The sequence below is a fragment of the Pelomonas parva genome (genome assembly GCF_043555835.1).
GTDB lineage: Bacteria > Pseudomonadota > Gammaproteobacteria > Burkholderiales > Burkholderiaceae_C > Pelomonas > Pelomonas parva.
The window spans coordinates 283,225-308,727 of sequence record NZ_JBIGHV010000002.1 but is presented as its reverse complement, the minus strand read 5'-3'; the positions used below and the strand labels follow the sequence as shown (position 1 = coordinate 308,727).

At 69.1% G+C, this 25,503-nt stretch carries 25 protein-coding genes; 10 read left to right on the top strand and 15 right to left on the bottom strand.

The window, feature by feature from the left end:
- The first annotated feature begins 40 nt into the window (after positions 1-40).
- The 4 genes from ACG00Y_RS04940 (at position 41) to rpoH (ending at position 7,457) form a co-directional block, all read left to right on the top strand.
- On the top strand, positions 41-2,608 hold the full coding sequence (locus ACG00Y_RS04940) for an ABC transporter permease (protein WP_394476546.1): 2,568 nt from the start codon (positions 41-43) through the stop codon (positions 2,606-2,608).
- 73 nt (positions 2,609-2,681) lie between these two features.
- Positions 2,682-5,861 (top strand): PAS domain S-box protein, encoded by a 3,180-nt coding sequence (locus ACG00Y_RS04935; protein ID WP_394476545.1) that lies wholly within the window; start codon positions 2,682-2,684, stop codon positions 5,859-5,861.
- Between the two features lie 36 nt (positions 5,862-5,897).
- Positions 5,898-6,395 (top strand): chemotaxis protein CheW, encoded by a 498-nt coding sequence (locus ACG00Y_RS04930; RefSeq protein WP_394476544.1) that lies wholly within the window; start codon positions 5,898-5,900, stop codon positions 6,393-6,395.
- A gap of 144 nt (positions 6,396-6,539) precedes the next feature.
- Positions 6,540-7,457 carry an RNA polymerase sigma factor RpoH gene (gene rpoH / locus ACG00Y_RS04925; protein WP_394476542.1) on the top strand — a complete coding sequence of 306 codons (918 nt, stop codon included), beginning with the start codon at positions 6,540-6,542 and terminating at the stop codon, positions 7,455-7,457.
- Positions 7,458-7,505: 48 nt separating this feature from the next.
- Here rpoH and ACG00Y_RS04920 read toward each other — a convergent pair whose 3' ends face one another.
- A complete protein-coding gene (locus tag ACG00Y_RS04920; protein WP_394477489.1) occupies positions 7,506-8,786 on the bottom strand; it encodes a sensor histidine kinase in 1,281 nt (426 codons plus the stop codon).
- 5 nt (positions 8,787-8,791) lie between these two features.
- On the bottom strand, positions 8,792-9,451 hold the full coding sequence (locus tag ACG00Y_RS04915; protein WP_394476540.1) for a response regulator transcription factor: 660 nt from the start codon (positions 9,449-9,451) through the stop codon (positions 8,792-8,794).
- A gap of 90 nt (positions 9,452-9,541) precedes the next feature.
- On the opposite strand from ACG00Y_RS04915, the gene ACG00Y_RS04910 reads away from it, so the two are divergent.
- On the top strand, positions 9,542-10,234 hold the full coding sequence (locus ACG00Y_RS04910) for a phosphatase PAP2 family protein (RefSeq protein WP_394476538.1): 693 nt from the start codon (positions 9,542-9,544) through the stop codon (positions 10,232-10,234).
- Positions 10,231-11,898: a phosphoethanolamine transferase gene (locus ACG00Y_RS04905; protein ID WP_394476536.1), complete on the top strand. Its 1,668-nt coding sequence runs from the start codon at positions 10,231-10,233 to the stop codon at positions 11,896-11,898. Before ACG00Y_RS04910 ends, ACG00Y_RS04905 begins: the two co-directional genes overlap by 4 nt.
- On the opposite strand, the gene ACG00Y_RS04900 is transcribed toward ACG00Y_RS04905, so the two are convergent.
- Genes ACG00Y_RS04900 through ACG00Y_RS04880 form a run of 5 tightly spaced genes read right to left on the bottom strand, consistent with a single transcriptional unit; the run spans position 11,890 to position 15,844 of the window.
- Positions 11,890-12,498: an SCO family protein gene (locus tag ACG00Y_RS04900; RefSeq protein ID WP_394476535.1), complete on the bottom strand. Its 609-nt coding sequence runs from the start codon at positions 12,496-12,498 to the stop codon at positions 11,890-11,892. The two genes, ACG00Y_RS04905 and ACG00Y_RS04900, sit on opposite strands and share 9 nt — an antisense overlap.
- Positions 12,495-13,397, bottom strand: a complete 903-nt coding sequence (cyoE, locus tag ACG00Y_RS04895; protein ID WP_394476533.1) for a heme o synthase — start codon at positions 13,395-13,397, stop codon at positions 12,495-12,497. The genes ACG00Y_RS04900 and cyoE overlap by 4 nt, the downstream gene beginning before the upstream one ends.
- Positions 13,398-13,399: 2 nt before the next feature.
- Positions 13,400-14,488: a COX15/CtaA family protein gene (locus ACG00Y_RS04890; RefSeq protein ID WP_394476531.1), complete on the bottom strand. Its 1,089-nt coding sequence runs from the start codon at positions 14,486-14,488 to the stop codon at positions 13,400-13,402.
- On the bottom strand, positions 14,485-15,117 hold the full coding sequence (locus ACG00Y_RS04885) for an SCO family protein (protein WP_394476529.1): 633 nt from the start codon (positions 15,115-15,117) through the stop codon (positions 14,485-14,487). The genes ACG00Y_RS04890 and ACG00Y_RS04885 overlap by 4 nt, the downstream gene beginning before the upstream one ends.
- Positions 15,118-15,133: 16 nt before the next feature.
- A complete protein-coding gene (locus tag ACG00Y_RS04880) occupies positions 15,134-15,844 on the bottom strand; it encodes an SURF1 family protein (protein ID WP_394476527.1) in 711 nt (236 codons plus the stop codon).
- Positions 15,845-15,874: 30 nt separating this feature from the next.
- Here ACG00Y_RS04880 and ACG00Y_RS04875 point away from each other — a divergent pair, with 30 nt between their 5' ends.
- Positions 15,875-16,093 (top strand): twin transmembrane helix small protein, encoded by a 219-nt coding sequence (locus ACG00Y_RS04875; protein WP_394476525.1) that lies wholly within the window; start codon positions 15,875-15,877, stop codon positions 16,091-16,093.
- Positions 16,094-16,164: 71 nt separating this feature from the next.
- Here ACG00Y_RS04875 and ACG00Y_RS04870 read toward each other — a convergent pair whose 3' ends face one another.
- From ACG00Y_RS04870 to ACG00Y_RS04840, 7 genes are all read right to left on the bottom strand, one after another.
- Positions 16,165-17,049, bottom strand: a complete 885-nt coding sequence (locus ACG00Y_RS04870) for a cytochrome c oxidase subunit 3 (RefSeq protein WP_394476523.1) — start codon at positions 17,047-17,049, stop codon at positions 16,165-16,167.
- Between the two features lie 49 nt (positions 17,050-17,098).
- Positions 17,099-17,341 (bottom strand): DUF2970 domain-containing protein, encoded by a 243-nt coding sequence (locus ACG00Y_RS04865; RefSeq protein ID WP_394476521.1) that lies wholly within the window; start codon positions 17,339-17,341, stop codon positions 17,099-17,101.
- On the bottom strand, positions 17,338-17,940 hold the full coding sequence (locus ACG00Y_RS04860; protein WP_394476519.1) for a cytochrome c oxidase assembly protein: 603 nt from the start codon (positions 17,938-17,940) through the stop codon (positions 17,338-17,340). Before ACG00Y_RS04860 ends, ACG00Y_RS04865 begins: the two co-directional genes overlap by 4 nt.
- 1 nt (position 17,941) lies before the next feature.
- On the bottom strand, positions 17,942-18,052 hold the full coding sequence (locus ACG00Y_RS04855) for a cytochrome oxidase small assembly protein (RefSeq protein WP_394476517.1): 111 nt from the start codon (positions 18,050-18,052) through the stop codon (positions 17,942-17,944).
- Positions 18,053-18,057: 5 nt separating this feature from the next.
- A complete protein-coding gene (gene ctaD, locus ACG00Y_RS04850) occupies positions 18,058-19,707 on the bottom strand; it encodes a cytochrome c oxidase subunit I (RefSeq protein WP_394476515.1) in 1,650 nt (549 codons plus the stop codon).
- 28 nt (positions 19,708-19,735) lie between these two features.
- On the bottom strand, positions 19,736-20,854 hold the full coding sequence (coxB, locus tag ACG00Y_RS04845) for a cytochrome c oxidase subunit II (protein WP_394477487.1): 1,119 nt from the start codon (positions 20,852-20,854) through the stop codon (positions 19,736-19,738).
- Between the two features lie 259 nt (positions 20,855-21,113).
- Positions 21,114-22,037 carry a class I SAM-dependent methyltransferase gene (locus tag ACG00Y_RS04840; protein ID WP_394476513.1) on the bottom strand — a complete coding sequence of 308 codons (924 nt, stop codon included), beginning with the start codon at positions 22,035-22,037 and terminating at the stop codon, positions 21,114-21,116.
- A 77-nt stretch (positions 22,038-22,114) separates the two neighbouring features.
- Here ACG00Y_RS04840 and ACG00Y_RS04835 point away from each other — a divergent pair, with 77 nt between their 5' ends.
- From ACG00Y_RS04835 to trmL, 3 genes are all read left to right on the top strand, one after another.
- On the top strand, positions 22,115-22,816 hold the full coding sequence (locus ACG00Y_RS04835) for a ComF family protein (RefSeq protein ID WP_394476511.1): 702 nt from the start codon (positions 22,115-22,117) through the stop codon (positions 22,814-22,816).
- 84 nt (positions 22,817-22,900) lie between these two features.
- Positions 22,901-23,929: a GSU2403 family nucleotidyltransferase fold protein gene (locus ACG00Y_RS04830; RefSeq protein ID WP_394476509.1), complete on the top strand. Its 1,029-nt coding sequence runs from the start codon at positions 22,901-22,903 to the stop codon at positions 23,927-23,929.
- Positions 23,930-23,991: 62 nt separating this feature from the next.
- Positions 23,992-24,462, top strand: a complete 471-nt coding sequence (trmL, locus tag ACG00Y_RS04825) for a tRNA (uridine(34)/cytosine(34)/5-carboxymethylaminomethyluridine(34)-2'-O)-methyltransferase TrmL (protein ID WP_394476507.1) — start codon at positions 23,992-23,994, stop codon at positions 24,460-24,462.
- Here the strand turns inward: trmL and ACG00Y_RS04820 are convergent, their stop codons facing one another.
- Entirely contained in the window at positions 24,463-25,461 is a 999-nt protein-coding gene (locus ACG00Y_RS04820; RefSeq protein WP_394476504.1) for an NAD(P)H-dependent glycerol-3-phosphate dehydrogenase, read from the bottom strand.
- Positions 25,462-25,503: the final 42 nt, after the last annotated feature.

Here is a 25,503-nt window from a genome sequence, read left to right as displayed (position 1 = left end):
TACAGGCTCGACGCGGGGCCGCGCGGCTACAGTCGTGCGCATGACGTCCCCTGCTGCAGTTGCCCCACGTCCTCCCGCCACTTTGACCGTCGCCTGGCGACAACTGCTGCGGGATTGGCGGGCCGGTGAATTGCGCCTGCTGATGCTGGCCGTGGCGCTGGCCGTCGCCGCTCTTTGCGCGGTGGCCTTCCTGTCCGACCGGCTCGACCAGGGCCTGCGCCGCGACGCCGCGCAACTGCTCGGCGGCGACGCCATCGTCGCCAGCGACCAGCCCACGCCGCCGGCCATCCTCGACCTGGCCGCCTCACTGAAGCTCGCCACCGTGACCAGCGCCAGCTTCCCCAGCATGGCGCGGGCCGACGAGGCGCATGGCGGCGAGAGCCGGCTGGTGGCCGTGAAGGCGGTCAGCGGCGGCTATCCGCTGCGCGGCCGCATCAAGCTGCGCGAGGCCTTGCCCGGCCGCAGCGGCGCGCCGGCGCCCGGCGAGGTCTGGGCCGACCCGGCCGTGGCCGACGGCCTCGGGCTCAAGCTCGGCGACAAGCTGCTGCTGGGCGACAGCCAACTGCTGCTGGCCGCCCTCATCGAGACCGAACCCGACCGCGGCGGCGGCTTCATCAACTTCGCGCCGCGCGTGCTGCTGACCGAGGCCGACCTCGCCGCCACGAAGCTCGTGCAGCCGGCCAGCCGCCTGACCTACCGGCTGGCTGTCGTGCCCGGCCCCGGCGCTGCCGCCGACGCGGTGAAGCGCTTCGTCACCGGCTCCGAAAAAGTCATCGCAGATCAGAAGCTGCGCGGCCTGCGCCTGGAGTCGCTGGAATCGGGCCGCCCGGAAATGCGCCAGACGCTGGACCGCGCGGCGCGCTTCCTGCGCCTCGTGGCCATGCTGTCCGCGCTGCTGGCCGCCGTCGCCGTGGCGCTGGCGGCGCGCGACTTCGCGGCCCGCCACCTGGACGCCTGCGCGATGCTGCGCGTGCTGGGCCAGCCGCAGCGGCGCATCGCCTGGGCCTACGGGCTGGAGTTCCTGCTCGCCGGCCTGGCCGCCAGCCTCGCCGGCGTGCTGCTGGGCCTGGCGCTGCACCAGGTGTTCGTGTCGCTGCTGGCCGGCCTCATCAACGTGGAGTTGCCAGCACCCAGCATCTGGCCGGCGCTGCTGGGGCTGGGGCTGGGGCTGTCGCTGCTGATGGGCTTCGGCCTGCCGCCGGTGCTGCAGCTGTCGGCCGTGCCGCCGCTGCGCGTGATCCGCCGTGACCTGGGCGCGCCCAAGGCCGGCTCGCTGCTGGTGCTGGGCGCGGGCGTGGCCGGCCTGGGCGCCATCCTGATGGTGCTGGCGGGCGACATCAAGCTCGGCGGCATCGCCGCAGCCGGGTTCGCCGGCGCGGTGCTGGTGTTCGCGGGGCTGGCCTGGGGCGCGGTGAAACTGCTGCGCCGCATCGTGCCGGTCAACGTGAGCGGCGCGCGCGTGCCGCGCTGGCTGCTGCTGGCCACGCGCCAGGTGGCGGCGCGGCCGGGGTTTGCAGTCATGCAGGTGTCGTCGCTGGCCGTGGGCCTGCTGGCACTGGCGCTGCTGGTGCTGCTGCGCACCGACCTGATCGACAGCTGGCGCGCGGCGACGCCGGCGGCGGCGCCGGACCGCTTCGTCATCAACATCCAGCCCGACCAGGCCGAGGCCTTCCGCAAGACGCTGGACGACGCCGGCGTGAAGGACTACGACTGGTACCCGATGATCCGCGGCCGCCTGACGACGATCAACGGCGAGGCCGTGCAGGCCAAGCGCTTCACCGAAGACCGCGCCCAGCGCCTGGCCGAGCGCGAGTTCAACCTCAGCCACACGGGCGAGCTGCCCGCACACAACCAGCTGGTCGGTGGCGGCTGGGGCGCCGCACCGGCGGGCGAGATAGGCTTGAGCGTGGAGGACGGCCTGGCCAAGACGCTGGGCGTCAAGCTCGGCGACCAGCTGGGCTTCGACATCGCCGGCCAGCCGGTGCAGGGCCGCATCACCAGCCTGCGCAAGGTGGACTGGTCGTCGATGCGGGTCAACTTCTTCGTGCTGTTCGAGAAGGCGGAGCTGCCCGACCTGCCGGCCACGCAGATCGCCGCCTACCGCATGCCGGCGGGCATCAAGCTCGACCGCGAGCTGGCCAGGCAGTTTCCCAATCTGACGGTCATCGACGTCTCGGCCCAGCTCAACCAGGTGCAGGGCGTGCTGGACCAGGTCATCCAGGCGGTGCAGTTCCTGTTCGGCTTCACGCTGGCGACCGGCCTGGTCGTGCTGCTGGCCGCCGTGGGCAGCACGCGCGAGGCGCGGGCGCGCGAGTTCGGGCTGATGCGGGCGCTGGGCGCACCGTCGTCGCTGCTGGCCCAGGTGCAGCGCGCCGAGCTGCTGGGTGTCGGCGCGCTGGCCGGCTTCCTGGCCGGCGCGGTGGCCATCGTGCTGGCCGGGCTGCTGGCGCGCTTCGTGTTCGAGTTCGACTGGCAGATGAAGCCTTGGGTGCCGCTGATCAGTGCCGCCTGCGGCGCGCTGCTGGCCTGGAGCGCCGGCTGGTGGAGCCTGCGCGGCGTGCTGCAGCGGCCGGTCATGCAGACGCTGCGCGAGGCCCAGGCGGAATGAGCGCGGCGCCGGGCCGCCCCAAGCGAGCTCGCTCCCGCTTGGCGGGACAGCGCGTAGCGCGAAGGGTGCACCAGTGAGGTTTACCGCCCGCGACATCCGCCGCTACCTGGCGCTGTCGGCAGGTGTCACGCTCGTCTACTACCTGCTCGGCCGGCTCGGCCTGCTGATGGTGTTGCCGCCCTATGAGGTGTCGCCCATCTACCCGGCGGCGGGCTGGGGGCTGGCGGTGCTGCTGGTCTGGGGCCTGCGCTACCTGCCGGCCGTGGCGCTGGGCTCGTTCGTCATCCAGGCGACGATGCTGGGTGACCTCACCGCCCAGCCGCTGTGGACGGCGCTGGGCATCGCCTGCGGCGCGGCGGCGCAGGCGGCGGCCGGCACGCTGCTGATGCGGCGCTGCTGCGGTCGGCCCCTGGTGCTGGCGGCGCCGCGCGAGGTTGGCGGCTACCTGGTGGCGGCCACGCTCGCCTCCGTCGTCAGCCCGAGCTGCGCAACACTGGTGCTGCGCGCCAGCGACGCCATCGCTGCGGCGCAGATGGGCCAGGTGTGGATGGTCTGGTGGACGGGCGACCTGATGGGCGTGCTCATCGCCACACCGATCACGCTGGCCCTCATCGGCCAGCCGCGCTCGGCCTGGGCAACGCGCCGCTTCAGCGTCGGTCTGCCGATGCTGCTGACAACGCTGCTGGTGGGCCTGGGCGTGGCCGCGACGATGGAATGGGACCGCCAGCGCAACCGAGCCGACTTCACGCGCGAGGCCACCGGTGCCGGCCAGTCCCTGGCCGGGCGGCTGCGTGAGCCGTTGTTGATCCTGGAAGGCGTGCACAGCCTGGCCAAGGTCAAGCCGCACCCGACGCGCGAGGAGTTCGCGCTCGCGACGCGCGGCTTCCTGGGCGAGGACAGCCCGTTGCTGGCCCTGGGGCTGATACAGCGCACGGCGCGTGCCGACATTGAGCGCTTGAACGCGCAGGCCGCTGCCGACGACTTGCCCGGCGGCTTCCGCGCCCGCGACCGCAGCCGCGCGGGCGACATCACCACGCCGCCCGACGAGGACATGATGGTCATCCGCTTCGTCGAGCCGCTGTCGCGCAATGCTGCGGCGCTGGGCGTCAACGTGCGCAGCATCCCGGGCGCGCGGGCGGCGCTGGAGAAGGCCACTTCGCTGCGCCGGGCGGCGGCGTCGGCGGGCATCCAGCTGTCTCAGGACAAGGAAGGCGCCGTCGGCGTCGTCGTCTACCAGCCGCTGTACCGCAGCCAGGGCGGCGCGGCCGATGGCGGGCCGGACGGCGCCGTCTTCGCGACGCTGCGCCCCGACCTGCTGCTATCGCGCCTGGCCGCGCAATGGCCCGAGCACCTGGGTGCCTGCCTGGTGGATCTGGAGCCGGGCGCGGCCTTCGTGCGCCTGGCCGGGCGGGTCGGCTGCGAGGCCGTGCAACGCGGCGAAGACGCCACCCTGCCGCTGGTGAAAATGCCGCTGACCTTCGGCGGCCGGCAGTGGGAGGTGCGTATGTACGACCTGCCGGGCATGGCGCAGGCGCCGGGCCGCAGCTGGGCCTTCGCCCTCGTGGGCCTGCTGGCCACGGCGATGGTGGGCGCGCTGCTGCTGCTGATGTCGGGCCGCACCCAGCATGTCGAGGCCCTCGTCGGCGAACGCACCCGGGCGCTGGAGCGCGAGATCGCCAGCCGTGCCGAGGGCGAACAGGCCTTGCGCCAGACCGAGCAGCGCTTTCGCAGCATCTTCGAGACGGCACCGATCGGCATTGCCTTCACCGACCTGAACGGCAGCTTCCAGGAGGTCAATGCGCGTTTCTGCAGCCTGGTGGGCTACACCGCCGACGCGCTGCTCGGGCTGCGCTCCATCGACATCACCCACATGGAGGACCGCAGCGAGGACATCCACCAGGGCCGCCGGCTGATGCGCGGCGAGATCCCGTTCTACCGGCGCCTGAAGCGCTATGTGCGACCGGACGGCGTCGTCGTGCATGCGCGCGTGCTCGTCAGCCTGCTGCGCGGCAGCGACGGCCGGCCGCACCGCTTCGTCGGCGTCGTCGAGGACATCACGGACCAGTTGCGCATGGAGGAACTGGACCGCGCCCGCGAGGCCGCCGAGGGCGCCAACCAGGCCAAGAACGAGTTCCTGTCGCGCATGAGCCATGAGCTGCGCACGCCGATGAACGCCATCCTCGGCTTCACCCAGCTCATGCAGATGGACGCCAGCGAGCCGCTCGCCCCCGGCCAGCGTGCCCGCGCCGAGCAGATCGCGCAGGCCGGCTGGCATCTGCTGGAGATGATCAACGACACGCTGGACCTGTCGCGCATCGAGGCCGGCTCGCTGCGCCTTGACCTCGCCGCGCTGGACCTGCCGCCGCTGCTGGCCCGAGCGCTGGCGCTGGTGCAGCACAACGCGGCCGAGCGCGGCCTGGCCATCAGCCAGCGCCTGGACCCGACCGCACTGCGCCTGACCGGCGACCCGACGCGCGTCACGCAGATCCTCACCAACCTGCTCAGCAACGCCGTCAAGTACAACCGCGCCGGCGGCCGCATCGCCATCGAGGCCGGCGCACCCGCGCCCGGCTGGATCGAGGTCACCGTGCGCGACACCGGCCTGGGGCTGACCGACGAGCAGCGCGCCGCGCTCTTCCAGCCGTTCAACCGCCTCGGCCGCGAGCGCAGCGGCCTGCCGGGGACCGGCATCGGCCTCGTCATCAGCCAGCGCCTGGCCGAGATGATGGGCGGCAGCCTGCGTGCCGAAGGCGTGCAGGGCCCCGGCGCCTGCTTCGTGCTGCGCCTGCCAGCGGCGCGCACCACCCCTGCGGTGGCCGTCACGGACGGCGGCGGCGAACCGGCCGCCGCCCAGCCAGGCCCGCATCACCGCCTGCTCTACGTCGAAGACAACCCGCTGAATGCCGAGGTCATGCGCGGCATCCTGGAGCAGCGGCCGGGGCTGGAGCTGGAGGTGGCGACGACGGTGGCGGAAGGCCTCAAGGCCTTGCAAGAGCGGCCACCGGCGCTGGTACTGCTGGACTGGCAACTGCCCGACGGCGACGGCCTGGGCGTGCTGACCGGCCTGCGCGCGATGGGCGGCCAGCCGCCGCCGGTCATCGTCGTGTCGGCCAACGCCCAGCCCGAGCAGATCGCGCTGGCCCAGGCCGCCGGCGCCAACCACTACCTGACCAAGCCGCTGGACGTGCGCGAGCTGCTGGCGCTGGTCGACGAATTGTTGGCACTGACGCCCGCTCCCGACGGGGCAAAATGAGCGCTTGAGCACCACCCACCCCTCTGCGCAGCACCGATGAGCACCGACCTCGTTCCCACCACCGGCGCCCAGGCAGCCCAATCAACGGCCCGCGCCGCCGGCAAACAGTTCCTGACCTTCCGCATCGCCGAGGAGGAATACGGCCTGGACATCCTGCGCGTGCAGGAAATCCGCTCCTATGAGGCGCCCACCCGCGTCGCCAACGCACCGACCTTCGTCAAGGGTGTTGTCAACCTGCGCGGCGTCATCGTCCCCATCCTGGACCTGCGCCTGCGCCTGGGTCAGGCCGGCGAGTACAACGCCTTCACCGTCGTCATCGTGCTGAACGTGGCCGGGCGCATCGTCGGCATCGTCGTCGACTCGGTGTCCGACGTGCTGGAACTCAGCGCCGACGAGATCAAGCCGCCCCCCGAAGTGGCTGCGGCGCTGGATGCCCGCTTCATCACCGGCCTGGGCAAGCTGGGCGAGCGCATGCTGATCCTGCTGGACATCGAGGCCATGATCCAGAGCCCCGACCTCGGCCTGGTGGACTGATTCAAGTTAGTGGATGCCCACTGTTCCACGCAGGTGAATACTGCGTTCCAGACTGAGCCTCGCCATCCTTAGCACTCCTCCAGCCGGAGTGCTAATATTGCTTCAACGCTGCATTCAAGCAGCAGTTCAGCAAGGATCAAGACGATGTCCGCTTCAGCCGCCATTGCCGTTCGCAGCCCCTGGGCCCTGGTGCCCTCGCTGGGCAACCTGGACGCCTACATCTCCGCCGTCAACCGTCTGCCGCTGCTGACGGCCGAGGAAGAAATCTCCGCCGCGCGCAGCCTGCGTGACAAGGGCGACGTGGAGGCCGCCGGCCGCATGGTGTTGTCGCACCTGCGCCTGGTGGTGTCCATCTCGCGCCAGTACGTGGGCTACGGTCTGCCGCAGGGCGACCTGATCCAGGAAGGCAACGTCGGCCTGATGAAGGCCGTCAAGCGCTTCGACCCGGACCAGGGCGTGCGCCTGGTCAGCTACGCCATGCACTGGATCAAAGCCGAGATCCACGAGTACATCCTGAAGAACTGGCGCATGGTCAAGGTCGCGACGACCAAGGCCCAGCGCAAGCTGTTCTTCAACCTGCGCTCGATGAAGCACCAGTTGAAGGCCGGCAATCCCGATGCGGCCACGCACCGCAACACGCTGACCGATGCCGAGGTGGCCCACGTGGCCAGCACGCTGAACGTCAAGCGCGAGGAAGTGCTGGAGATGGAGACGCGCATGTCCGGCGGCGACGTGGCGCTGGAGCCGCTCACCGACGACGAGGGCGAGAGCTTTGCGCCCATCGCCTACCTGGCCGACGACAGCCAGGAGCCCACCCGCGTCATCGAGGCCCGCTCGCGCGACGACTTGGCCGGCGACGGCATCCAGCGTGCGCTGGACGTGCTGGACGCCCGCAGCCGGCGCATCGTCGAAGAGCGCTGGCTGAAGGTGAACGACGACGCGTCCGGCGGCATGACGCTGCACGAGCTGGCGGCCGAGTACGGCGTGTCGGCCGAGCGCATCCGCCAGATCGAGGTGGCGGCGATGAAGAAGATGAAGAAGGCGCTGACGGAAACCGCCTGAGCGCTCCTCCGGCAGCCAGAGCAAAGGCCCTTCGGGGCCTTTGTCGTTTCAGGACGTGGTGGGAGGAAGCCCGCCCAGATCCAGCTCGACGCCAAACCCGACGGGCGCCGGCAGCAGGCGGACGCCGCCGCCATGAGCCCGCGCGACGATGTCGGCCAGCATCAGGCCCAAGCCCAGGCCGGCCGGCCCTTCGTACTGCTGGCTGCCAAGTGCCTGCTGAAGTTCCGCAATGCGCTGCGGCGGCGCGCCGCTGCCGTCGTCCAGCAGACGGACGACATTTCCGACGACTTCCACCCTCAGCGTCCGGGCGCCATGGCGCAGCGCGTTGTCGACCAGGTTGATGAGCGCTGCCGCCAGCAGGTCGGCGTCAGCGGCCACCGCCGTGCCGGCCGGTGCCTCGATGACCAGCCCCTCCATCGGCAACCGCGCCAGCATGGCGCCGACGTCTACCGGCTCGCGCTGCAGGTCGACGCCACTGCGGAAGAGCGTCAGTAGCGCCGTGACGACGCGCGCCAGCCGGCCTGCAGCCTGTCGAGTGCGCAGCAGGCGCGGCTGCAGGGCCGGGGGTGCTTCGCGCAACGCGACGGCGAGCTGCGCATCCATGCCGGCCAGCGGCGTGCGCAGTGCGTGCGCCGCGTGAGCCGTGAAGGCGCGCTCATTGGCCAGGCGGCGCGACAGCCGTCGGCCCAGGTCGCTGATCGCGTCGTGCATGGGCGCCAGTTCGGCGCGCGTGACCGGAGGCAGCTCGCTGCCGGGCTGCATCGGGTCGTGCTGGCGCACGGCGGACGAGAACGCCTGCAGCGGCAGCAGCTCCCGGCCCAGCCGCGCGCGCAGCACCCACAGGCACAGCAGCCCGACGAACAGGGCGGCGCCGGCGCTGGCCATGCCCACCGCCGCCATGGTTTCGCGGCGCTCGGCCATCGTCTGGGCGACGTAGAGCGTGGCCTCGCCCAGAGGGCGGCCGTAGCTGTGCCAGCCTTCCCCGGTCGATGCGATGCCGTGTCGCACCTGGCCATGAAACGCCTGCTCGGGTGCGAGCTTCGAACGGGCGAGCACATGGCCCCGGCTGTCGACGAGCTGCCAGGCGAAGTGGCTCGTCGACCCGGACGCCGCGACGACGCGCGTGGCGCCGCTGGCGGGCAAGGGCCCGGCGGCCAGCACCTCCGCCAGCACGTCGGCCGAGTCCTGCAGGGTTTCGTCCAGCAGTTCGAGCACCTCGCTGCGCACGGCCCACCAGACCAGGGCCGTGGCCAGCACCGCCCACAGCAAGGCCAGCACGGCCACCAGCCGCGACAGACGGCCGCGGATGGAGGGCAGGCTGCCTGTCATCGCCGTCACGGCTCGTCCCCCAGTCGATAGCCCAGACCGCGCTGGGTCTCGATGAGGCCTCGGCCCAGCTTGCGCCGCAGGCTGGAGACGTGCACTTCCAGCGCATTGCTGGACACCTCTGCGTCATTGCCGAGCACGATGAGTTCCAGCGCCCGCTTGTCGACAACGCGGCCCCGGCGCTGGACCAGCGCCTCCAGCAGCGCCCACTCGCGCGCCGTCAGGTCCACCCGGCGCGCGTCGACGCTGGCGCTCCTGGCCGCCAGGTCGATCTGCACGGCACCCAGGGCCAGCATCGAGCCGCTCGCCCCGGCACGGCGGCGCGAGATCGCGCGCAGCCGCGCCGCAAGCTCCTCGGGCTCGAAGGGCTTGACCAGGTAGTCGTCCGCGCCGCTGTCCAGCCCCTCGATGCGGTCACTGAGCAGGTCGCGCGCAGTCAGCACCACCACGGGGGTCGCATTGCCACGGCGCCGCAACGCGCGCACCCAGTCGAGGCCCGAGCCGTCGGGCAGCTGCCAGTCCACCAGCAGCACGTCGTAGGGGTCGTTCTCCAGCGCCCTGGCCTCGGACAGGCGGCGCAACCAGTCCACGACATGCCCGTCGGACACGAGGAAGTCGCGCAGGCCTTCTCCCAGCACGTCGTCGTCTTCAAGCAGCAGCAGGCGCATCCGGGGTCCGCAGTTTTTGTCTGCAAGGACGCTAGCACGCGCGGACGGGGCTTCAGCCTGTCTTCAGGTCACCCCGGCTCAATGCCCGCCATGCAAGCTTATTCACGGCCCATGCCGGGCGCCGTCGGCCTAGCGCCAGCGCGGCAGCGGGACAACGCCCTCTGGTCCACCGCCATTGCCTTCGCCCTGCTGCTGTTGTGGGACGCAACGACGCTTGATCTGCGCCTTGCACGGCTCTTCGGAGACACAGGGGGCTTTGGATGGCGCGAGCATTGGCTGACCAGCGGCGCCCTGCACCAGGGCGGCAGAGCCCTGGCGTGGATGGTCGCTGCGCTGCTGCTGGTCAACGTGTTCAAACCGCTGTTCACGTCGCAGTCACGTCGCGAGCGCATCTGGTGGCTGGCCGTGACGCTGGCCTGCGTTGCGCTGATCTCCACGCTCAAGCGCGCCAGCGCGACCAGCTGCCCCTGGGACCTGGCCGAGTTCGGCGGCGCGGCGCACTACGTGTCCCACTGGCGCTTGGGCGTCGCCGATGGCGGGGGTGGCCACTGCTTCCCGTCCGGGCACGCAGGCGCCGCATTCGCCTTCGTCAGCGGCTTCTTCGCGCTCAGGCGCGCCTACCCACGCGCAGCGCGGGCATGGCTGGCCGGCGTCGTCATCGTCGGCACGCTGTTCGGCCTGGGCCAACTGGCGCGCGGCGCGCACTACGCCAGCCACACCCTCTGGGCGGCATGGGTCTGCTGGGCCCTGTGCACCGGCAGCGCGCGGTGGCTGCAGCGATGAAGTCGCGACTCACCGCATCACATCCCCTGGCCCAGGTCTGGCTCGCCGCGCTGTGGATGGCGCTGCTGGCCAACTGGCCGCTGTGGACACGGCTGCAGTCCGTACCCGAGATCCACGGCGTTCGCGGCCTCGTGTTCACGGCGGCATTCGCCGGCATGGTGACGGTAGCGACTGCCGCGCTGCTGAGCCTGCTCGCCTGGCCGCGCGTCATCCGGCCGCTGCTCGTGGTGCTGCTGCTGAGCGCAGGCGCGCTGGCGCACTTCATCGGCAGCTACGGCATCGTCTTCGACCCGACCATGGTCGTGAACCTCGTGCAGACCGACGTGCACGAGAGCCGCGACCTGCTGAGCTGGCGGCTGCTCGCCAGCATTGCGCTGCTGGGCGCCCTGCCCGCCTGGTGGCTGCTGCGCCAGCCCGCCGCACCCGCGCAGCGCCCGGCCAGGCGCGCAGGCTTCAATGTGCTGTCCTTCGTGCTGGCGATCGCCGCGATGCTGCTGCTGGCGCTGAGCATGTTTGCCGACCTGTCCTCGACCATGCGCAACCACAAGACGCTGCGCTACATGATCACGCCACTGAACGGCGTCTACGCCCTCAGCGCCGCCGCCCTGCGCGGCCAGGCAGCACCGAGTGGCCCGCCGGCCGTCGTGGGGGCAGACGCCCATCTGCTGCCGCGTGCCCAGGGTGCGAAGCCACCACTGCTGCTGCTGGTGGTGGGCGAGACGGCGCGCGCGATGAACTTCAGCCTGAACGGCTATGCACAGCCGACCAACCCAGAGCTGGCGGCTTTGCCCGTGGTCAGTTTTCGCCAGGTCGCGTCATGCGGCACCAGCACCGCCGCCTCGCTGCCCTGCATGTTCTCGCCGCTGGGCCGCGACGCCTTTGCGGACGCGAAGGGCCCGCAGGAGAACCTGCTCGACGTGCTGCAACGCGCCGGCCTGGCCGTGCTGTGGCTGGACAACCAGAGCGGCTGCAAGGGCCTGTGCGACCGCGTTCCCAACGCCCACGCGAGCCGGCCGCCCGAAGGCGCGCCGCCGCTGCCGGACCGCCTGTGCGACGGCGACGAGTGTCTGGACGAGGCGCTGCTGCACGGCCTGGACCGTCGCATCGCCGCGCTGGACGCGCAGCAGCTGGCGCGCGGCCTGGTGCTCGTCATGCACCAGATGGGCAGCCACGGGCCGGCCTACTTCAAGCGTTCGCCGCCCGAGCTGAAGCGCTTCCAGCCCGAGTGCCGCAGCAATGCGCTGCAGCAGTGCCCGCCCGAGCAGGTCGTCAACGCCTACGACAACAGCATCGTGGCCACGGACAGGCTGCTGGCGCGCAGCATCGCCTGGCTGCAGACACAGGCCGGCCGTTTCGACCCCGGCCTGCTCTATGTCTCCGACCACGGCGAGTCGCTGGGCGAGAACGGCCTGTTCCTGCACGGCATGCCCTACGCGATGGCGCCACGCGAGCAGACGCAGGTGCCGCTGATCATGTGGTTGCCTGAAGGTGGTGGCCTGGCTGCGTCGCTGGAGCCGGGATGCCTGACCCGGCTCAGCAAGGCGGCCGCCTCACACGACAACCTCTTCCACACGGCGATGGGCTGGGTCGGCGCGCGGGCCGATGCCTACAAGGCGGAGTGGGACTTGCTGGCGGGCTGTCGCCGCCGGCCGGCCTCAGGATGACTTGCGGCTTTCGGCCAGCAGCAGCTTGATGTCGTCCACCAGCGGCTGGGCGCCCGAGCCGTAGCGGGCATACACGCGCACCCGGCCTTCGGTATCGAAGATGAAGCTGGCGGCCGTGTGGTCGACCATGTAGGTCTCGGGCGTCTTGCCCGGCACCTTGGCGTAGAAGACCTTGAACTCCTTGGCCACGGCCTTGGTCTGCTCCTCGCTGCCACGCAGGCCGATGAAGGTCGGGTCGAAGCTGGCGAGGTAGGGCTTGAGCAGCGCTGCGGTGTCGCGCTCGGGGTCGACGGTGACGAAGATGCCCTGCACCTTGTCGCCGTCCGCGCCCAAGGAGCGCTTGACCTCGGCGACCTCGGCCATCGTCGTCGGGCAGACGTCGGGGCACTGCGTGTAGCCGAAGAAGATCACCAGCACCTTGCCCTTGAAATCGGCCAGCGAGCGGGCGCGGCCGTCCTGGTCGGTCAGGTTGAGCTGCCTGGCGTACTCGGCGCCGGTCAGGTCGATGCCCTTGAAGGCCAGTTTGTCGGGCCCGGCCTTCTGGCAGGCAGACAACGCGAGTGTGGCCAGTGCGGCCAGGGCAAAGCGACGTGTGCTCATGCGATGTAGTGGTCGATCAACAAGGCCGCGAACAGCAGCGACAGGTGCCAGATGGAGAACCAGAAGGTCCGCCGCGCCAGCGCCTCCGAATACGAGCGCCACAGCCGGAAGGCATAGCCGCAGAAACCCAGGCCCAGCGCGATGGCGCTGACCAGGTAGAACCAGCCGCTCATGCCGGTCAGGAAGGGCAGCAGCGTGGCAGCGAACAGCACCCAGGTGTAGAGCAGGATCTGCAGCCGCGTGTAGTCGTTGCCGTGGGTCACCGGCAGCATGGGCAGGCCGGCGCGGGCGTAGTCCTCGGCGCGGTACAGCGCCAGCGCCCAGAAGTGCGGCGGTGTCCACAGGAAGATGATCAGGCACAGCAGCCAGGGCTCGGGGCCCAGGTCGCCGCGCAGCGCGGCCCAGCCAAGCACCGGCGGCATGGCGCCCGAGGCGCCGCCGATGACGATGTTCTGCGGCGTCATGGGCTTGAGGATGACGGTGTAGATGACCGCATAGCCGACGAAGGTGGCGAAGGTCAGCCACATGGTCAGCACATTGACGTAGACGCCCAGCAGCGCCATGCCGGCGGCGCACAGCAGGCCGGAGAACGCCAGCGTCTGCGTGCGGCTCAACTCGCCCTTGGCGGTGGCGCGCCAGGCGGTGCGCTTCATGCGCGCGTCGATGCCGTCTTCGATGAGGCAGTTGAAGGCCGCCGCCGCGCCGGCCACCAGCCAGATGCCGGCAATGGCCGCCAGCATGGTCAGCGCCTGCTGCAGGTCCGGCAGGCCGGGCACGGCAAGGGCCATGCCGATGGCGGCGCAGAAGACGATGAGCTGGACGACACGCGGCTTGGTCAGCTGGTAGAACTGCTGCCAGCGCGGGCTGTGCATCAGGGCACTGGCGGTGGAGGTCGACATGGTCAGGGCGACGTCTTCTGCAGACGTGCGAACAAGGTGGTGAGCAGGGCCAGCAGCACGGCAGCGCCGGCAGTGTGGGCCAGGGCGGCAACGATAGGCCAGTCGAGCACGACGTTCGACAGGCCGGAGGCAAGCTGCCAGCCGGCCGCAGCCAGCAGCAGCTTGGCCCAACCCGGCGCCCGCCGACGCAGCGCCCAGGCAAGTGCGAGGATGGCCGCGAAGACGACCGCCGCACCGAGACGGTGGGCCATGTGGATGGCGGCCAGCGCCTCGAAACCCAGCCAGCTGCCGTCGGCGCGCTGACCCAGCTCGCGCCAGAGCTGGAAGCCCTGGCCAAAGTCCATCTGTGGCCACCACTGGCCGCCGTGGCAGGTGGGGAATTCGTCGCAAGCCAGCACCGCGTAATTCGTGCTGACCCAGCCGCCCAGGCCGACCTGGACAAGCGTCAGCACGAGCACCGCCAGCACCGCGCGGCGCAGCGCCGGCGGCACGGCCAGCGGGCGGGGCTCGTAGGCCTCGTGCTGCCAGGCCAGCAGCATCAGCAGGCCCATGCCGAACAGCAGATGCAACGTGACGATGGCGGGGAACAGCTTCATCGTCACCGTCAGCGCGCCGAACGCGCCTTGCACGCAGACCCAGACGAAGGTCAGCGTCGGCAACCAGGCCGAGGGCGCGCGCTCGCCGCCGTGGCGCTTCAGCCGCCAGCTCAGCACGGTCATGACGAGGATGAGCAGGCCCACGCCGCTGGCGAGGTAGCGATGGATCATCTCGATCCAGGCCTTGCCATGCGTGACCGGGCCGGTGGGCATGGCGGTCTGCGCAGCCTCGATGTGCTTGCGTGCGCCGACCGGGCTGGCCGAGCTGTAGCAGCCGGGCCAGTCCGGGCAGCCCAGGCCGGAATCGCTCAGCCGCGTGAAGGCGCCGAAGACGATGAGGTCGAAGGTCAGGAACAGCGTCAGCGCCGTCAGCGCGCGCAGGCGGCCGGCCGGCGTCGCGCTGCGCGAGCGCTGGCGCCACCAGATCAGCGGGCCAAGGGCGACCGCGCCGCCGATGGCAGCGACCTGGCCCAAGGGCAGGAGCACGTCGTTCATCGGCCTGCGGTGTCCCAGCTGGCGCTGGCTTTCAATAGCTTGCTGAGATCGCCCTGCAGCTTCTTGGGCTCGGGCTCGGCCGGGGCGCGCTCCATCCAGCGGTTCATCGGGTCGATGATGAAGAAATGGTCGGCCAGCTTGCGGCCGTCGGCGGGCTTCAGCCAGGCGGCGAGACGGTCGGCCGGCACGCGCAATACGGTAACCTCGGCGCCCTTCTGCCCCACGGCGGCCAGCACCTCGGCGCGCGGCGTGCCGGCGTCGGGGATCAGCCAGAGCTTGTCGACGCGAGGCCGCTCCTTGCCGAGCATCTCGCGCAGCTGACGCTGCACGAACAGCTGGCGCTCGCAGGCGGCCGGGCAGTCCGAGCCCTGCACAACGGTCAACAGCCACTGGCCGCGCAGCGAGGCCGGCGTGACCGGGCGGCCCTGCAGGTCGGTGAGTGGCAGGTCGGCCGGCATGTCGACGTGCGGCGAGATCAGCTCGCCATAGGCCGAGCCACTGGGCTTGACGACGTAGAAGGTGAAGTAGGACGCGACGACCGGCGCCGCGCACATGGCCAGCACCAGCAGCATCTTCCAGCGGCCGGCGCGCTGCTGCGGCACTGCGCGCGGGTCGGGCAGGCTGTGCACCGCAAAGCTCAGCGGTTCAGGGCTGCTGCTTGCGGAGCCGGGGGCGGACGAGTTGGAACCAGACATAGAGGACGAGGATCAGCGCGCAGAGCGCAAACCATTGAAAGGCGTAGCCATAGTGTTTGTGAAGGCCCAGCTCCGGCGCCGGCCAGTGGCGCAGCAGGCCATCGTCGGCGCTGGCGTCGGTCTGCACGACGGTCAGCGGCAGCAGCTTGAGGCCCGCTTCGGCGCCAAAGGCCGCAGGGTCGAGATTCTGCCGGATCGCCCCGGTCGAGCCTTCGCCCAGCTCATAAAGCCGGGATGGCGAAGCGGCGAGGCGCCCGATGACTTCGACCTCGCCGGCCGGCGTGGCCAGCGGTGGCAGTCGGTTTCGCTCGGCCACATGGCGCGGCGCCCAGCCCCGTTGCACGAGGACGGTGTCGTCACGGCCGGAGAGAAGCAGCGGCGTCACGACGAAGAAGCCGACGCGGCCGTCCATCGGCCGGTTGTCCAGCCAGACGGTGCGATCGGCGACCCAGGTGCCGCGCAGCGCGACACGGCGGTGCACCTGGTCGGCGCCGGCCAGTTCGGCATTGCTCAGGGCGGGCTGCTGCGACTGGGCGTCCAGCGCGGCCTGCAGGCTGACCTTCTGCGCTGCGCGGTCGAGCTGCCACAAGCCCAGGCGGCCCGTCAGCGATGCGCTCAGCAGCGCCGCGATCAGCACGACCCAGCCGCGCCGGCTCAGCATGACCGGAACCCGCGCGGATAATCCGCCGCCATGAACTTCGTGATCCTGATCGCCTTCATCGGCATCCTCGGCGCGCTGGCAGCGGCTGGCTTCTTCATGCTGCGCAAGGGCAGCGGCGACAAGCGCAGCCCGAACATGGCACGGGCGCTGGCGGTTCGCGTCGGCGTGTCGGTGGCGCTGTTTCTCATCATCCTGTTTTGCTGGTGGATGGGCTGGATACAGCCGACCGGCGTGCCCATGAGTCGATAGGAACTGACCGGGCCGGAATCAAAAAAAGCGCCGCTTCCGCGGCGCTTTGTCGTTGGCGGCGCCGCAGCGCCTTACATCCAGTAGACGACGACGTACAGGCCCAGCCAGACCACGTCGACGAAGTGCCAGTACCAGGCCGCGCCTTCGAAGCCGAAGTGGCGGTCGGCCGTGAAGTGGCCCTTGTGCAGGCGGATGGTGATGAACAGCAGCATCAGCATGCCCACGAAGACGTGGAAGCCATGGAAGCCGGTCAGCATGAAGAAGGTCGAGCCGAACACGCCGGAGCTGAGCTTGAGGTTCAGGTCCCGGTAGGCGTGGGCGTACTCGTAGCCCTGCACGACCAGGAAGATCACGCCCAGCAGCACCGTCATCCACATGAAGGCGATGGTCTTGGCACGGTTGCCAGCGATCAGCGCATGGTGGGCGATGGTCAGCGTGACGCCCGAGGTCAGCAGCAGCGCCGTGTTGATGGTCGGCAGCGGCCAGGGACCGATGGTCGAGAAGGGCTCGACGGTGCCGGCCGGCGCGGCGGTGAAGCCGGCCGCGCTGCTCGGCCAGATGGCCTTGAAGTCGGGCCACAGGATGGAGTTCTCGAGGTTGCCAAGCTCCGGCACCGAGTGGACGCGCGCCCAGTACAAAGCACCAAAGAAGGCAGCGAAGAACATCACCTCCGAGAAGATGAACCAGCCCATGCTCCAGCGGAAGGACACGTCGATGCGGTCGCTGTAGAGGCCGCTCTCGCTCTCATGGATGGCTGCGCTGAACCACTGCTGCAGCACAAAGCCCCAGGCCGCCAGACCGCCGATCAGCGAGTACATGCCCCAGCCGTGGCCGTTGATCCACTGGCCGGCGCCGAGGATGACGAAGAACAGGCCGATGGCGGCCCCGACCGGGTACCACGAGGGCCCCGGGACGAAGTAGTACGGGGCCTTGCCCGAGGTAGTCGCTGCCGACATGTTGTTCTCCTAGTACTCGCTCGTTCTGAACTCTGTTGCGACCGGGCCGTCAGGCCGCAGCCACGCCACTGCTGATGACCCAGCGGACCACCAGCACCAGCACCAATACAAACAGGGCGGCGCCCAGCACGCCCGCAATGATCACGTGCACCGGGTTGAGCTTGGCCATGTCTTGCTCATGGTCCCGGCCCCGGCGCACGCCAAAAAAACTCCAGGCCACCGCTGAGATCGTCTGGCGCAGCGAGGCCTTGCGGCCGACGGCGTCCTTGAAATCCTGGCCCGGCTTGGTCACAGCGCGGCTCCCGCACCCTTGGGTGCCTCGCCGACCTTGAACCCACCCTTGCCCGCCACCTCGAAGAAGGTGTAGGACAGGGTGATGGTCTTCACATCCTTGGACAGCTTGGGGTCGATGACGAACACGACCGGCCACTGCTTGGTCTCGCCCGGCTGCAACGTGTACTCGTTGAAGCAGAAGCATTCCAACTTGTTGAAATGCGCGCTGGCCTGCATGGGCGCATAGCTCGGGATGGCCTGGGCGGCCATGACGCGATCCTGCTTGTTGCGGAACTCGTACATGACCTGGCTCAGCTGGCCCGGATGCACCGTCATGTGCCGCACCGCCGGCTTGAAGTCCCAGGGACCACGCGCGTTGGTGTCGAACTCGACGGTGATCGTGCGGCTGTAGTCGATCTGGCCATTGCCGTTGGCATCGCTCTTCCCGGCTGCGACCTGGCGCTCGGACAGCGACAGCACGTTGATGCCCAGTGCCTCGCAGATGTGCTTGTACAGCGGCACCAGCGCATAGCCGAAGCCAAGCATGAACACCACGATCACCACCAGCTTCAAGAGAAGCTGTCGGTTGTCGCGGCTCAGGGCGTCGAGCAGGCGCATGTCAGCTGGCCAGCAGCATGATCTTGGCAACGAAGCCGACACCAAAGGTCAGCGCGACCGTCAGCAGGATCAGCCCCAGCCGGCGGTTGCTCTTGCGCTGTTCGGGTGTCATGGCGTTCAGTGGCCGTGGACGATCTTGGTGGCCGAAGCGTTCAGCTTGGGCGGCTCTTCGAAGGTGTGGAAGGGGGCCGGCGACGGCACTTCCCACTCCAGGCCTTCCGCCGCTTCCCACGGCTTCTGTGCAGCCTTCTCACCCTTGCCGCGCATCATCGGGACGACGACGAACAGGAAGAAGTAGACCTGCATCAGCCCGAAGCCGAAGGCGCCGACCGACGCGATGGCGTTGAAGTCGGTGAACTGCATCGGGTAGTCGGCATAGCGACGCGGCATGCCGGCCAGACCCAGGAAGTGCATCGGGAAGAAGGTGATGTTGAAGAAGATCAACGAGCCCCAGAAGTGGACCTTGCCGCGGAACTCCGAATACATCACGCCGGTCCACTTCGGGCCCCAGTAGTAGACGCCCGCGAACAACGCATACAGCGAGCCGGCCACCAGCACGTAGTGGAAGTGGGCCACGACGTAGTAGGTGTCCTGCAGCTGGATGTCGACCGGCGCCATGGCCAGGATGAGGCCGGTGAAGCCGCCCATCGTGAACACGAAGATGAAGCCGACGGCGAACAGCATCGGCGTCTCGAAGGTCATCGAGCCGCGCCACATCGTCGCCAGCCAGTTGAAGATCTTCACGCCCGTGGGCACGGCGATCAGCATGGTCGCGTACATGAAGAACAGCTGTCCCGTTACCGGCATGCCGGTGGCGAACATGTGGTGGGCCCAGACGATGAAGGACAGGATGGCGATGGACGCCGTGGCGTACACCATGGACGCGTAGCCGAACAGGCGCTTGCGGGCGAACGCCGGCACGATCTGGCTGACGATGCCGAAGGCCGGCAAGATCATGATGTAGACCTCGGGGTGGCCGAAGAACCAGAAGATGTGCTGGTACATGACCGGGTCACCGCCGCCAGCGGGGTTGAAGAAGGCGGTGCCGAAATGGCGATCGGTCAGCGTCATCGTGATGGCACCGGCCAGCACGGGCATGACGGCGATCAGCAGGTAGGCGGTGATCAGCCAGGTCCACGCGAACATCGGCATCTTCATCAGCGTCATGCCAGGGGCGCGCATGTTGAGGATGGTGACGATGATGTTGATGGAGCCCATGATGGACGAGGCGCCCATGATGTGCATCGCGAAGATGCCGGCGTCCATCGACGGGCCCATCTGCAGCGTCAGCGGCGCATACAGCGTCCAGCCGGCAGCGGGCGCGCCGCCGGGCATGAAGAAGCTGCCCACCAGCATGATGGCGGCGGGGATCAGCAGCCAGAAGCTGAAGTTGTTCATCCGCGCGAAGGCCATGTCGCTGGCGCCGATCTGCAGCGGAATCATCCAGTTCGCAAAGCCGACGAAGGCCGGCATGATGGCGCCGAACACCATGATCAGACCGTGCATGGTCGTGAACTGGTTGAACAGCTCGGGGTTGAAGAACTGCAGGCCCGGCTGGAACAGTTCAGCGCGGATGCACAGCGCCAGGATGCCGCCGACCATCAGCATCGCGAACGAGAACAGCAGGTACAGCGTACCGATGTCCTTGTGGTTGGTGGCGAAGACCCAGCGGCGCCAGCCGGTGGGAGCGTGGTGGTCGTCGTGGTGATCGTGGGCGTGGCCGTCATGGCCACCGTGAACACCGTGGGGGGGAAGCACTGCACTCATTTGGATTCCTCTGATTCGGTGTTCAGAATTACTTGCGGGCGGCGACGATTTCGGACGGCTGCACGGTCTGGCCCGTTTTGTTGGACCAGCTGTTCTTCGTGTACGTGATCACGGCGGCGATGTCCGTGTCGCTCAGCTGCTTCCAGGCTGGCATGCCCTTGTCGAGCACGCCATTGAGCAGGATGGCGATCTGCTTGGACTTGTCTTCGTCCAGCACGACCGGCGCCTTGTCCAGCGCCTTGATCGGGCCGGCGCCGGTGCCATCGGCCTTGTGGCAGGCCGCGCAGTTGGCGGCGTAGACCTTCTCGCCGCGGGCGATCAGCGCCGCCTGCTCCCAGACCTTGTTCGGGTCGTCGGCCTTGGCGGCGGCTTCCTTTTGCTTGACCGCAACCCAGGCGCTGTAGTCCTCGGCGGACACCACCTTCACGTGGATGGGCATGTAGGCGTGTTCCTTGCCGCACAGCTCGGCGCACTGGCCGTAGAAGTCACCGATCTTCTCGGCCTTGAACCAGGTGTCGCGCACGAAGCCGGGGATGGCATCCTGCTTGACGCCGAAGGCCGGCACCATCCAGGCGTGGATGACGTCGTTGGCGGTCGTGATGATGCGGATCTTCTTGTCCACCGGCACGACCAGCGGGTTGTCGACCTTCAGCAGGTAGTCGTCGACCGGCGCGGGGTTGCCCGAATTGGAGGCCTCACGCTGGGCGGTGTCCAGCGTGGCCAGGAAGCCGATGCCCTCGCCCTCGCCCTTCAGGTAGTCGTAGCCCCACTTCCACTGGTAGCCGGTGGCCTTGATGGTGACGTCGGCGTTGGTGGTGTCCTTCATCGCAACGACCACCTTGGTCGCCGGCAGGGCCATGGCGATGACGATCAGCAGCGGGACAACGGTCCAGGCGATCTCGACGGCCACGCTCTCGTGGAAGTTGGCCGACACCGCGCCCTTGGATTTGCGGTGCTTGAAGATCGAATAGAACATGACGCCGAACACCGCCACGAAGATGGCGAGGCAGACGATCATGACGAAGTTGTGCAGCCACATCTGGTCGGCAGCAATGCGCGTGACCGGCTCGTGCAGATCGAGCTGATTAACGCCCGGGCCGCCTTTGAGGTCGTTCACCGCGAGGGCCGAACCCGTCGCCAGGGCCATCGTCGCCGCCACGGCAGCCCGCTGGGCCCAGCCGCGTGAAGCGCTATGCACTCGTGCGTTCATCATCGTCATGGTTGTCACTTGGTTCTTTGAAGAGCAGGACTTGCTGTTCCGCCCTACGCGAAGGAAAGGGCCGGATTTGCTGCCGCAAGATCCGGATCGGGTCGGGTTTTGCCCTTGACCCTCTTAGCGGCCCGGGATTTTAGCCCGAGGTCCTCGGGTGCCCGCCGCAGGGCAGCCCCTGGGAATCACCTAGCCATCAGCTCTCGGCGCGGCCCTTGCGCAACGTGGCCCGCATGGCGTCGACCGACACATGGGTTTCGGCGGCCATCGTCAGCCTGGGCGCGGCCTTGAACGCATGGCCGAAGACCAGTTCCAGCGTCAACGCCAGCCGCCCGTCGGTGCCGCGCAGGCTTTCCAGTTGCGCGGCCAGTGCCGCCCGCCAGCGCCGGCCACGCAGGCCCTGGAAACGCGCGGGCGCCAGGTTGCCGCCCAGCGCGCGCAGGTCGGCCAGCAGGCTGTCAGGGCCCGCCCACGTGAGTCGCAGCCGTTCCTGGTCCATCACCGGGTCGGCGAAGCCGGCCTTCAGCACCAGGTCGCCGATGTCGTGCATGTCCCACCAGTCCGGCGCCGGCCGGCCCCAGCCGGCGCGGGCGTAAAGCGGGCGCAGTTCGACAAAGCTGTCCGGCCCCAGGCACGAGAACATCACGAAGCCGCCGACGGCCAGGCTGGCCTGCCATGCGCTCAACAAACCGGGTAGGTCGGCATTGGCATGCAAGGCCATGTTGGACCACAGCAGTTCGACCTCGGGCTTCACAGGCAGCGTGTCGGTCTGGCCGGAACCAGCGCCGCGCAGCTTCTGCCACCAGCCCACGGAACGTGCAGCAGCTGCACGCCCGGCCAACGCCGGGTCGGCCTCGTGCCACAGCACCTCGGCCTTGGGGTAGGTCAGCCGCAGCAACTCGGCGCTGGCGCCCAGCGCAGGCGATGCATCCAGCACGCGCGCCGGCTGCAGCTTGATGTAGGGCAGCCGCTCGGCCATGCGGCGCGCCACCTCGGCATGCAGCCAGGGAGACTGTTCGGCGCGGGCCAGGCGCCGGGCCTGATGGCGCAGCGCCGCCGCGTCGACGTCCTGGGGGCGCGGCCCCTTGTTTGAAGTAGGGGTCGATGCCGGTTCACTCATGGAGCGGTCAGTATATTGAGCCGATGCCCGAGCGCTCCCCAGCACCCACGAAGCCCGCCCTGGTCGAGAAGGTGCTCATGCGATGCGCCGGCCAGTGCGCCGTCTGCCGCGCCTGGAGCCACCAGACCATCTGCGACGACTGCCTGCAACGCTACGCCGCGCCGGTGCCGCGCTGCTGGACCTGCGCGGCCAGGCTGCCGCTCGAACTGATCGGCAGGCCCCGGCCGCAATGCGGGCGCTGCCTCGTCGAACCACCGCCGCTGGACCGCGCGGTCGCCGCGCTCGACTACCGATTTCCCTGGGACGGCCTGCTGCAGCACTTCAAGTACCACCAGGCACTGGAGTTGCGCGAGACGCTGCTGCAGCGGCTGAACTCGGCGCTGACCGCCGCCGAGGTCGACGAGCCGGACTGGCTGCTGCCCGTGCCGCTGTCGGCCAAGCGGCTGCGAGAGCGCGGCTACAACCAGTCGCACGAACTGGCCAAGGCGCTGGCGCGGCGGCGCGTGCTGCGCTGCGAACCCGACCTGCTGCTGCGCGTGCGCGACAACGAACGCCAGGCCGGCCTGAAGCTGGACGCACGCATGGCCAATGTGCGCGGCGTCTTCGCCATCGATCCCTTGCGCGCATCCAGGCTGCGTGGCACGCGCGTGGCCGTGCTGGACGATGTGATGACCAGCGGCGCAACGCTGTTCGAGCTGGCGCGCGTGCTGCTGCAGGCCGGCGTCATGAGCGTGCAGGCCTGGGTCGTGGCGCGCACGCCGGAACCGGGCGCGGAATAGACACAAGCCAACGGCACCTCGCCAAGGAGCGTTCATCGCTCACAGAATCTTGTACTACCAAATTCAATAAGGTAGTATAACTTCATGTTTACCGACTACAGCACTGCCGCTCAAGCCAGCTACTCCTCCGTGATGGCAGCTGCCCGAGTTGCGGCATTGAACCGCTCGCCCGCAGATCTGCCTGGCGGCTTCACGACCAAGACCATCAACAAGCGGCGCTACTGGTACTACCAGCGCAAGGGGCCCGCCGGGCTGGAACAGTTGTACGTCGGACCGGACGATGAGGCAACGCGGTCTCTGATAGACGCAGCACGCAACGACCGCGCCGCAGCCACTCACGAACATCTGCGCAGGTTGGCGAATGCGGCCGCAGCGCATGGTTGCTACACCGTCGTCCCCAAACACTTTCGGGTTCTTAAGCGGCTCGCCGATCACGGCATCTTCTCGGCGGGCGCCATCCTGGTTGGGACTCACGCGTTCTTGGCCTACCAGAACGTGTTGGGGGTCACCTGGGGTGAAGCAGGCCAGACCGTCGATCTCGATTTCGCGCATGCGGGTCGGAACGTATCACTGGCGCTGGCTCCAGATACGAAGGTAGACGCGCATTCAGCCATTGACTCGCTCCGGATGGGCTTTGTTCCCGTCAATGAGGGAACAAGATATGTCAAGCCGGATGAACCGGACTTCGATCTTGACTGGCTGACTTCCAGAACCCAACCCGGGGACGAGCCGGTGGAATGCCCCGCACTGAATGTCAACCTGCAGCCATTGAGATTCATGGAGCTGGCGTTGGAGGCACCCATACCCGCCACTTTGCTTGGCGCTCAGGATGCAATCGTCGTTCACTTGCCTGATCCAGCCGCTTACGCCATGGGGAAGCTGCTGGTCGCTGCCGAGCGCTCAGGTGATGCCAGATCGAAGGCGAAGAAGGACATTGCCCAGGCAGCGGCATTGATCGACTATTTCGTCCAGCGAGATCCGCAGGCAATCAAAGAAATGGCGCGGAACACACGCGAGCGCGGTCCGGCCTGGCGCAAGGCACTCGACGCTGGTCTTTCATCGCTCTCAAGAGGATGGCCGCAGGTCCACGAATCGTTCTTGCAACTCGCCTAGGAACGCGCGCGAGCGCTTCTGACGCGGGCACCGTGCCAATCTTCTCGGGATACTCCCGCCCCATGTTCCGCATCGTCCTCGTCCACCCGGAAATCCCGCCCAACACCGGCAATGTGATCCGGCTCGCAGCCAACACCGGCTGCACGCTGCACCTCATCGAGCCGCTGGGCTTCTCGATGGAAGACCGGCTGCTGCAGCGCGCGGGGCTGGACTATCACGAGTACGCCCGTGTGCAGCGCCATGCCGACTGGGCCGCCTTCCTCGCTGCCGAGTCGCCGGACCCGACGCGCATGTTCGCCTTCACGACGCGCGGCAGCCGGCCGTTTGGCGAGGTCGCCTGGCAGCCGGGCGACTGGTTCGTCTTCGGCAGCGAGACGGCCGGCCTGCCGCCCGCGCTGCGCGACGGCTTTGCGCTCGAACAGCGCGTCCGGCTGCCCATGCGCGAAGGTCAGCGCAGCCTGAACCTGAGCAACAGCGTGGCCGTCGCTGTGTTCGAGGCGTGGCGGCAGAACGGCTACGCAGGCGGTAGCTGACTACTCGGGCCGTGCTTCGCGGCCCATCAGCCGCTCGACCGCTTCGCCCACGCGCAGCCGGCCTTCCAGCAGCGCCACCATGCCTTCCGTGATCGGCATCTCGACGCCCGCCTCGCGGGCCCGCGCCAGCACGGTCGGCGCGCTGTAGACGCCCTCGGCAACATGGCCCAGCCGGGCCAGGATGTCGGGCAGCGTCAGGCCCTCGGCCAGCATCAGGCCGACCCGCCGGTTGCGCGACAGATCACCGGTCGCCGTCAGGACCAGGTCGCCCAGGCCGGACAAACCCATGAAGGTCTCGGCCTTGGCACCTAACGCCAGGCCCAGGCGCAGCATCTCGGCCAGGCCACGCGTGATCAACGCCGCGCGGGCGTTCAAGCCCGGGCCATCAGGCGTTGCAGCGGACAAACCGTCGCAGATGCCGACCGCGATGGCCATGACGTTCTTGACGGCGCCGCCCACCTCCACGCCAACTGGATCGCTGGACGTGTAGACGCGCAGCCGATCACCGTGGAAGGCCTCGACGGCGGCCTGCGCCAGCTCGGCGTTCTCGCTGGCCGCCACCAGCGCCGTCGGCCGGCCGGCGGCCACCTCCTGCGCGAAGCTGGGGCCGGACAGCACGCCCACACGCATGACGGGCTGCAGCTCGCGGGCGATCTCGTGGCCCAGCCGGCCCGTGCCGGCCTCGAAGCCCTTGCACAGCCACAGCACGCGCTGCGTCGAGGGCAGCGCCGCCAGCGTCTCGCGCAGACCGGACATGGGTGTCGCGACGATGGTGAGGCCCTCGGCCGCGTGGGCGATTGCCCCGCTGCGGTCGGCCGTCAGCCCGAGCCTAGCGGGCAGTTCGCTGTCGGGCAGGTAGGCGGCGTTGCGCCGGCTGGCGCGCATCTGCTCGATGGCGGCTGCATCACGCGCCCACAGGCGCACATCATGGCCAGCCCGCGCGGCCTGGATGGCCAGGGCCGTGCCCCAGGCACCGGCACCGAGAACGCTGATCTTCATCGTCGTCATGCGCGGGAGTGTCACCCAAGTAAAACGCCCCGC

Bases quoted from the DNA above. Each gene is read 5' to 3' on its own strand.
- ACG00Y_RS04940 (WP_394476546.1), top strand. From the start codon at position 41: ATGACGTCCCCTGCTGCAGTTGCCCCACGTCCTCCCGCCACTTTGACC.
- ACG00Y_RS04930 (WP_394476544.1), top strand. From the start codon at position 5,898: ATGAGCACCGACCTCGTTCCCACCACCGGCGCCCAGGCAGCCCAATCA.
- rpoH (WP_394476542.1), top strand. From the start codon at position 6,540: ATGTCCGCTTCAGCCGCCATTGCCGTTCGCAGCCCCTGGGCCCTGGTG.
- ACG00Y_RS04920 (WP_394477489.1), bottom strand. From the start codon at position 8,786: ATGACAGGCAGCCTGCCCTCCATCCGCGGCCGTCTGTCGCGGCTGGTG.
- ACG00Y_RS04915 (WP_394476540.1), bottom strand. From the start codon at position 9,451: ATGCGCCTGCTGCTGCTTGAAGACGACGACGTGCTGGGAGAAGGCCTG.
- ACG00Y_RS04910 (WP_394476538.1), top strand. From the start codon at position 9,542: ATGCAAGCTTATTCACGGCCCATGCCGGGCGCCGTCGGCCTAGCGCCA.
- ACG00Y_RS04905 (WP_394476536.1), top strand. From the start codon at position 10,231: ATGAAGTCGCGACTCACCGCATCACATCCCCTGGCCCAGGTCTGGCTC.
- ACG00Y_RS04900 (WP_394476535.1), bottom strand. From the start codon at position 12,498: ATGAGCACACGTCGCTTTGCCCTGGCCGCACTGGCCACACTCGCGTTG.
- cyoE (WP_394476533.1), bottom strand. From the start codon at position 13,397: ATGTCGACCTCCACCGCCAGTGCCCTGATGCACAGCCCGCGCTGGCAG.
- ACG00Y_RS04890 (WP_394476531.1), bottom strand. From the start codon at position 14,488: ATGAACGACGTGCTCCTGCCCTTGGGCCAGGTCGCTGCCATCGGCGGC.
- ACG00Y_RS04880 (WP_394476527.1), bottom strand. From the start codon at position 15,844: ATGCTGAGCCGGCGCGGCTGGGTCGTGCTGATCGCGGCGCTGCTGAGC.
- ACG00Y_RS04875 (WP_394476525.1), top strand. From the start codon at position 15,875: ATGAACTTCGTGATCCTGATCGCCTTCATCGGCATCCTCGGCGCGCTG.
- ACG00Y_RS04870 (WP_394476523.1), bottom strand. From the start codon at position 17,049: ATGTCGGCAGCGACTACCTCGGGCAAGGCCCCGTACTACTTCGTCCCG.
- ACG00Y_RS04860 (WP_394476519.1), bottom strand. From the start codon at position 17,940: ATGCGCCTGCTCGACGCCCTGAGCCGCGACAACCGACAGCTTCTCTTG.
- ACG00Y_RS04855 (WP_394476517.1), bottom strand. From the start codon at position 18,052: ATGACACCCGAACAGCGCAAGAGCAACCGCCGGCTGGGGCTGATCCTG.
- ctaD (WP_394476515.1), bottom strand. From the start codon at position 19,707: ATGAGTGCAGTGCTTCCCCCCCACGGTGTTCACGGTGGCCATGACGGC.
- coxB (WP_394477487.1), bottom strand. From the start codon at position 20,854: ATGGCCCTGGCGACGGGTTCGGCCCTCGCGGTGAACGACCTCAAAGGC.
- ACG00Y_RS04840 (WP_394476513.1), bottom strand. From the start codon at position 22,037: ATGAGTGAACCGGCATCGACCCCTACTTCAAACAAGGGGCCGCGCCCC.
- ACG00Y_RS04835 (WP_394476511.1), top strand. From the start codon at position 22,115: ATGCGATGCGCCGGCCAGTGCGCCGTCTGCCGCGCCTGGAGCCACCAG.
- ACG00Y_RS04830 (WP_394476509.1), top strand. From the start codon at position 22,901: ATGTTTACCGACTACAGCACTGCCGCTCAAGCCAGCTACTCCTCCGTG.
- trmL (WP_394476507.1), top strand. From the start codon at position 23,992: ATGTTCCGCATCGTCCTCGTCCACCCGGAAATCCCGCCCAACACCGGC.
- ACG00Y_RS04820 (WP_394476504.1), bottom strand. From the start codon at position 25,461: ATGAAGATCAGCGTTCTCGGTGCCGGTGCCTGGGGCACGGCCCTGGCC.